Below are 5,969 nucleotides of genomic sequence, written 5' to 3' on the forward strand. Positions count from 1 at the left end.
CAGACCGTGCAGCAGGACGCGGAAGACGCCGGTTATCTGCTGCTGTCCAAACCGGTGGATGCCGAGGTGTTGGCGTTCACGCTCGGGGCCTTGCTGGAGCGTCGTCATGAAGAAAGGAACCCATGAATATTCTGATTGTGGATGACCATCCGCTGACCTGTCAGGGGCTGGCTGCCTTGTTGGCGGCCACCCGGCCACAGGCCCGGATCCAGAGCGCCTATTCGGCCCAGCAGGCGCGCCTGGCGCTGCAAAAGCTGCCCGCACCTGAATGGATTTTTTTGGACATCAAGCTGCCCGATGACCCGCAGCACCTGCTGTTCAAGCAGCTGTGCGACTCGCCGTGGATTGACCACACCGTGCTGATCTCAGCTGAGCCTGAGCACCGCCTGATACGTACCGCCATGGCAGCTGGTGCACGTGGTTTCATTCCCAAAACAGCCGACCCCGAGCTGGTGCTTGACGGCTTCTCCCGTATCCTTGCCGGTGAGTTTTATCTGCCACCGGTGCTGGCGGCCACGCTGCGCGACACCAGCACCGCAGACGAGACCAGCCGAAGCCTGTCACCGCGTTTGCAGCAGGTTCAGGAACAGTTGCTGCGTGGTGCGGCTAACAAGGTGATTGCGCGTGAACTGGGGCTGTCAGACCACACGGTCAAGGAATATGTGTCGTCCATCCTGGCGTTTCATGGCGTCGCCAACCGACTGGAACTGGTGCTCAAGCTCTCACATGCATCGACACATTAGCCAGGTTCCATAAGGTGAGTCCTGTTCTTTCCCCCCGTTGGAGGGGTAGGCAGAAGTGTGCCTAATCCACAAAATCAGAAGTCATATCTTCTGGAGAATTTGAATGGGTACACCGGGGCAAGAATATTGGCCAAAATGGGGTGTCGGGCTGTTGTTGTTGGCCAGTGCATGGTCTTCACAGGCTGGTCTTTTTGACAAGCTCACGGGTAGCGGAAAGCCCGGTTTTGTCGAGTTGAACGACAACACCAACCAGGCCGATGCTTTCAAGCAAGCGTTTTCTGATACCGCTGTTCCGGAGGAGATCAGGCCACGAAAAATTGCCATTGGTGCGTTTCAGATTGAGTTTGTCACCTCGCATCGGGGTGCTTCAGATTCGGGTGAAACCAAAGCTGAAAAAACCTACACCCTCAAAGGCATTACCCCGGTGCAGATGCAAAACATCACCGAAAAAATGCACCGTGAATTTGCCGCACTGCTGACCCAGCGTGGTTACGAGGTGCTGCCTGCCAGTGTGTTGCAAAGCACCTCTTTCAAAACCGAACTGGCCGTGCCCAACGAAGGCCCGGTGGTGGTGGATGACACGGGCTCCATCACCGACCTGGCCAATACCGCCGGGCTGATCAGCCAAAAAGGGGAAACCCACATGGCCAGCGTCACGGCCACAGCCAAGGGCACCGCCCCGAATGTTTTTGAGCGCAAATTTCTGGTTTTGCCGGTGGCCCGGAACGCCGCCAACGAAGCGGGCATGGCCGTGATGCAAGTTCGCCTGAAACTCAATTTCATGCAATTTGATGAAGGCGGCGGTTTCGGCTTTGCCAAGATTGAAGGCAAACCCCGCAACACCCTGGCCAGCAAAGACTCGCGCATTGAGGTGTTTTGGCCCACTTCAAAATCGGCCCAGTTTGCCCTGAAAGTCCCCGTGGTGTTGCCTGGTGGCGTGGCCGAGAAAATCACCGAACTCGACATGAGCACTGGTGAAAAGGCCGCGGTGGTCGCCAAAGGTTTGTTTGGTGCGGCCAACAGTTTGTTGGGATTTGGAGCCAGCAGCAATGGCGGCGCTGCCCGCTTTGTGGCCGGCAGCACCATGACCCAAGTTGACACCGCAGCCAGCGTCGGCCAAACCGTCTATTCCGCAGCCAACTCCGGCAAATTTGAGGTCACCGCCGATCCCGACTACGAAGAAAAAGTCGGCAAAGACCTGGCGCTGGTACTGCAGTTGTATGCCCAGGCTTTGCCCAAATAGCCCGTATCCGGGCAGACCCCTCTACACAATTTTGAAAGTCTGACATGGGATCAAGTCTTGTGAACCAGGTGAGGTTAATCGGTGTGCATCTGGTGTTGGCGATGAGTGTTCTGCCCGCCCACGCCGGGTTTTTGGATGACCTGGTGAACAAAGGCACGGATCTGGTCAAAGGCGTGGGCAAAGCCCTTAACCGTGGCCCGAGCGAAGAGACCGTGCTGGCACAAACACCAGCGCAGCAAGATCAGACGCTGATTCAACTCTATGAAGCCAAGGATTTTGATAACGTGGTGCGGCTGGCCAATGCGTTACACACCAAGGGCTTGGTGGTGGGCACCTATTTTTTTGGACTGTGCACTTATATGGGGGAGGGGCTGGCGTTAGACAAAGCCAAGGGCATCGAACTCATCAAACAGGCGGCACAAGCCGGTGATGTGCGTGCCCAGTCCACGTTGGGCAACCTGTTTGCCAATGGCGTGAAAGATGCGCAGCTCGACAACGCACAGAACATGCACTACCTGCAGGCCGGAGCCGAAAAATTCGATTGGTCTGCTCAATTGCTGGCTGAGCTGTATGAAAAAGGCTTGCAAGGTATCCCCAAAGACCGCGCCAAAGCCCTGGCCGTGTACAAAGAGCACAAATGGGCTGATGCGACACGCTGGCAAAGCAAAATCAGCCAGCTCGAAGCTCAACTCAAAGCCATTCCCACCGAAGCAGCTTTCTTGGCCCAAACCCCGCAGCAGCAAGACAAGACGCTGCTTGATTTGCAGGCCAGCGGCGACCACACCGATGTGGTCAAACTGGCCAACGCGCTGCTGCCCAGTGGCTCGCCCGTGGCCAAGTATTACCTGGCGCTGGCTTACCTGAAAGGCGAAGGTCTGACACAGGACAAAATCCAGGGCCAGACCTTGGTGCTGGAGGCCGCTGATGCCGGTTTCAAGCGTGCCCAAATGTTTGCCGGGGCAGGCCTGGTCTATACCAAAGACGAAAAACTGCTGGATGTGCCACGCGGGCTCAAACTGCTGGAAGCCAGTCTGCCCGAGTTTCCCGAATCTGCCATCATGCTGGCAGAAATCAATGCCAAAGGTGATTTTGGCCAACCAGTCAACCTGCCCAGGGCGCTGGCTTTGTACAAGTCAGTGCAAGACCCGAAGTACTTGGCCAAGATCAAGCCGGTGATTGCCGTGCTGGAAGAAGAGCTCAAACCTGTGCCCACGGTCGCGGAGCTGCTGGCCATGAGCTCCGAGCAGCAAGACCAGACACTGAGTGCGTTGCAAGTCAAGAAAAAGTATGCCGACGTGATGCGTTTGGCGACCGCGCTGGATGAAAAAGGCTCGGCCGTGGGGGCGTTCTATGTCGGCTTGATGCACTCCAATGGCCGTGGTGTGGTGCAAAACGAAAAGCTGGGGACGCAATACTGGCTCAAAGCCGCCGCAGCCGGTATGCACGCTGCCGAATCCAATGCCGGGCGTGGGCTGTTGTTTGCGCAATGGGGCTTTGAGCGTGACGAAGCGCTGGGCGTGAAATACCTGCAAGCCTGCTATGACTATTTCAACGACTGCGCCTACGAGTTGGCGCGTGCCCACCAGAACGGCTGGGGTGGTTTGCCCAAGAACAAAGACAAGGCCTTGTCGATCTTCAAAAACTACAAGTGGAATGCCAACTACAGCATGAAGCCCGAGATTGCCAAAAAAATCAAGGAGCTTGACCCTACTGCAGGTTCCGAGGAGGTGTTTGTCAAGGTGATGGAAGCTGCCAAGAGTATCGGCGTGCGGGTGTCCGACGCGCGGGCCGAAGGCTACAAGTATCTTGGCCAGGGAAGCATGACGATCAATGGCAGTATCAAAGTGGGGTTTAGCTGCGAACTGTTGATTTTCGAAGGCATGAAGCCCAAATTATTCATGTATTTCACCTCAGACGACCGCCGCGTGCATGACCCGTTACGCAAGCGCATGGTGGCGGCATTGGAAAGCAAATTCGGTAATTTGCGCAGTGCCTTTGACGGCAACAGCACCATGTTTGTGCAAGATTGGTAAGGTTCATCATGCGTAAACCTCTTCTGCTTTTGCTCAGTGCCGGACTGTTCATTGCCAACACCAGCCACGCCTGGAACGCCGCTGACGACGAGCGCAACCGCCAGCGTTCGATGGCCTCCATGCGGGTAAACACCGCCCAGTTTGAGTTAAACCAGGCCCGCATGATGCAAAACATGCAGCGAGACTGGGCGCGCAACAGTGCGGCTGCCAGAGTCGATATGTCGGGTGGGCATCAAAGTTCATACAGCAGTTCGATGCCGGCCTACAACGCGGTCGGGCAACTCAGCAGCACGCTGGGCAGCATTCGCGACCGCATGAACAAGCCCGTCACGTTCAGCATCAAACAAAAAGCCGAGACCGATCAGGACGTGTTGCAACGCTTCATGGCCGATGCCAAGGGCGGTAATTCGGTGGCAGCGGTGTGGCTGGGGCAGATGTATTACTCGGGCTTTGGCACCCCGCGTGATGACGTGCAAGCCACCCAATGGTTCAAACGTGCTGCCGAACTGGGCAACCCCGATGGCGCCTACCACTACGGCTACATGCGCATGTACGGTCACGGTGTGACGGCTGATCCGGTCGATGCCGTGGGCTGGTACAAGCGCGCAGCCGAGGCTGGCAGTGCCCGTGGTGAACTGAGCTACGCCAGCGCCCTGATTGCCGGCAATGGCATTGCCCGTAACGAAGCACTGGCTGTGCCGATGATGAAAAGCCTGGTGGCGCGCAACATGACACTCAGCAGCGACCCCGATATCCGCGAGGCCCAGGCCCTGATGGCCGGGCTGCTGGGAGATTTTTACCGCAGCGGCACCGGGGTTGACAAAGACATCAATGAGGCGGTGCGCTGGTATTCACTGGCTGCCGAGCGCGGTGACCGGTTTGCCGCACGAGACCTGGCCAAAATGTATTACCAGGGCGACGGTGTTGGTAAAGACTTCCAGCAATTTCTGGCCTGGACAGCCAAGGCCGCCGAGTTGGGCCACCCTGAGGCGCAGGCCAATCTGGGTCTGATGCTGGTGCAAGGCAAAGACCTGTCCAAGGATGTGAGCACCGGGGTGAAACTGGTTCAGGAGGCAGCCAATCAGGGTGATGGTTTTGCCTGGTCGCTGATCGGCGGTTTTCATCAGGACGGTTTGCTGCCCAAAAGCCCGGCCAAAGCGGCGCAGGCTTATCAACAGGCTGTGGCCAATGGTTATCCGCAGGCGCGGTTTGACCTAACCCCGGCCTTGTTGCGCACCGCGCAGATTGACCCTGAGGCCGGTGCAGTGGCCAGGGATCAACAAGACGCGCAAGCAGGTCACACGCAGGCCATGCTGCGCCTGGCTGATCGTTATGCTGACGGTATTGGCGTGGCTGCCGACTTGGTGCAGGCGCTGGCGTGGTATGGCAAAGCGGCAGCCCAAGGTAGTACCGTGGCGCAGGGTATGCAAGGCTTGCTGCTGATCACCGGGCAGGCCGGTGTCAAGGATGTCAAAAAAGGCATCACCCAGACCGAACGTGCAGCAGCAGCCGGTGATGCGGGGGCTTTGTTCAACATGGGTGAGTTGTACGCGAATGGTTTTTTGGGCTCTGACAATGCCAAAGCTCATGCTATTGAATGGTTTCAAAAAGCCTTGAAAGCGGGCCATGCAGGAGCGGAGCAGATTCTGGCCGGTTTGACTGCCCATTAAGGTGGTAACGTCTGGTGCATGAGCCGCCTCAAACAACTCGAAACCTTTGTCAATATTGCCACCCGGGGTGGTTTGACGGCGGCTGCGAAGGCCGAAGGGGTGGCCCCCGCCATCATCGGGCGGCGGCTGGATGCGCTGGAAGAGCGCCTGGGTGTCAAGCTGCTGGTGCGCACCACCCGCAGCGTCACGCTGACCCAGGAAGGCTCGGCGTTTCTGGAAGACTGCCAGCGCCTGCTGACTGATCTGGCCAATGCCGAGGCCAGCGTCTCTGCGGGTGGCA

At 57.6% G+C, this 5,969-nt stretch carries 5 protein-coding genes; all 5 read left to right on the top strand.

The window, feature by feature from the left end; genetic code table 11:
* Positions 1–122: 122 nt before the first annotated feature.
* Positions 123–743 carry a response regulator transcription factor gene (locus tag PHQ58_RS23085; protein WP_300116138.1) on the top strand — a complete coding sequence of 207 codons (621 nt, stop codon included), beginning with the start codon at positions 123–125 and terminating at the stop codon, positions 741–743.
* A gap of 103 nt (positions 744–846) precedes the next feature.
* Positions 847–1,986, top strand: coding sequence for a hypothetical protein (locus PHQ58_RS23090; RefSeq protein ID WP_300116140.1), 1,140 nt, complete (start codon positions 847–849; stop codon positions 1,984–1,986).
* 44 nt (positions 1,987–2,030) lie between these two features.
* On the top strand, positions 2,031–4,019 hold the full coding sequence (locus tag PHQ58_RS23095; RefSeq protein ID WP_300116143.1) for a hypothetical protein: 1,989 nt from the start codon (positions 2,031–2,033) through the stop codon (positions 4,017–4,019).
* An 8-nt stretch (positions 4,020–4,027) separates the two neighbouring features.
* Positions 4,028–5,689, top strand: coding sequence for a tetratricopeptide repeat protein (locus PHQ58_RS23100; protein WP_300116146.1), 1,662 nt, complete (start codon positions 4,028–4,030; stop codon positions 5,687–5,689).
* An 18-nt stretch (positions 5,690–5,707) separates the two neighbouring features.
* Positions 5,708–5,969, top strand: a 262-nt coding sequence (locus PHQ58_RS23105; RefSeq protein WP_300116149.1) for a LysR family transcriptional regulator, incomplete at its 3' end; no start/stop codon positions are given.

This window comes from Rhodoferax sp. (assembly GCF_028688795.1).
Taxonomy (GTDB): Bacteria; Pseudomonadota; Gammaproteobacteria; order Burkholderiales; family Burkholderiaceae_C; genus Rhodoferax.

What these genes read in the sequence shown, in the direction of transcription:
- PHQ58_RS23100 (WP_300116146.1), top strand. Translation starts at nt 4,028, where the DNA reads ATGCGTAAACCTCTTCTGCTTTTGCTCAGTGCCGGACTGTTCATTGCC.
- PHQ58_RS23095 (WP_300116143.1), top strand. Translation starts at nt 2,031, where the DNA reads ATGGGATCAAGTCTTGTGAACCAGGTGAGGTTAATCGGTGTGCATCTG.
- PHQ58_RS23085 (WP_300116138.1), top strand. Translation starts at nt 123, where the DNA reads ATGAATATTCTGATTGTGGATGACCATCCGCTGACCTGTCAGGGGCTG.
- PHQ58_RS23090 (WP_300116140.1), top strand. Translation starts at nt 847, where the DNA reads ATGGGTACACCGGGGCAAGAATATTGGCCAAAATGGGGTGTCGGGCTG.